Origin of the sequence: Mesorhizobium sp. M7A.F.Ca.ET.027.03.2.1, from assembly GCF_003999175.1 — a bacterium.
In the GTDB taxonomy this organism is placed as follows: domain Bacteria; phylum Pseudomonadota; class Alphaproteobacteria; order Rhizobiales; family Rhizobiaceae; genus Mesorhizobium.
On the sequence record NZ_RZOM01001615.1, the window covers coordinates 1 to 836 of the forward strand.

The following is an 836-nucleotide window of genomic DNA, read 5'->3' on the forward strand; positions in this document are numbered from 1 at the left end:
GACTTCGCAGGTGACCAGATTGTAGCCGGCGCGCTCAACATGGCCGAACAGATCCTGATAGAGCCGGCGGGCATGGCCGCGGCCGCGCGCGTGCGCCGCCACGACAACGCGGTCGACATAGACGAAGCGCTCGTAGCGTTCGCGAAACCAGAGGAAATTCGGGCTGTCGTAGCGGGCGTCCTGGTCGAAGGTCATGATGAAGGCTTCGAGATCGCCGATGCGCCTGGTGTAAAACGCTTCGCCAAGCAGGAAGGACAGCCGCTCAGCCTCCAGCCACGACAGTTCTGCGGCATGCTCGTTGTTGAGCGCCAGGATCGCCGCTTCGTCTGCGGCCGATACACGGGCTATCGGGGCAGGGGTCGAGGTCATGCCTTGGCTGCCGCGATCGTTGCCGCCACCAGCGGTGTGTCGGTGAGCGTGTTGCGGTATTCGCGATCGAGATCGGAACCACCCATGCCGACATGGGGATTGCGGTAGTCCATGGCACTCGGCACATCCTTGAGGGCGGCAAAATGCATTTCGGACAGGCCGGTTTTGCTGCGCACTTCGGCAATGTTGTGCAAATCCAGTCCGCCGCAGCCGAGGATGACGATGCGCTCGCCGGCCTGCCGCACCAGATCCGCCAACAGCGGCAAGCCTTCGATAGCAGTGTCACGCTGGCCGCTGGTCAGCACGCGGCCGACCTTGCTGCGGATCAGCGATTCGAGCGCCTCGGCCGGGTCGCGCGTCATGTCGAAGGCGCGATGACAGGTGACGTTCAAGGGGCCGGCCGCCTGCGTCAGTTCGCTCATGCGCGCCTCGTCCATGGTGCCATCGGCGTTCAGGCAGCCAAACAC

The 836-nt window shown here is 64.2% G+C and carries 2 protein-coding genes; both read right to left on the bottom strand.

Translation table 11 applies throughout. The features are described 5' to 3' along the window. On the bottom strand, nt 1-369 hold a 369-nt coding region (locus EN750_RS36825; protein ID WP_127399448.1), incomplete at its 3' end, for a GNAT family N-acetyltransferase. Then, the coding region (locus tag EN750_RS36830) for a copper homeostasis protein CutC (RefSeq protein WP_281062387.1) at nt 366-836 on the bottom strand (471 nt) is incomplete at its 5' end. The genes EN750_RS36830 and EN750_RS36825, both read right to left, overlap by 4 nt.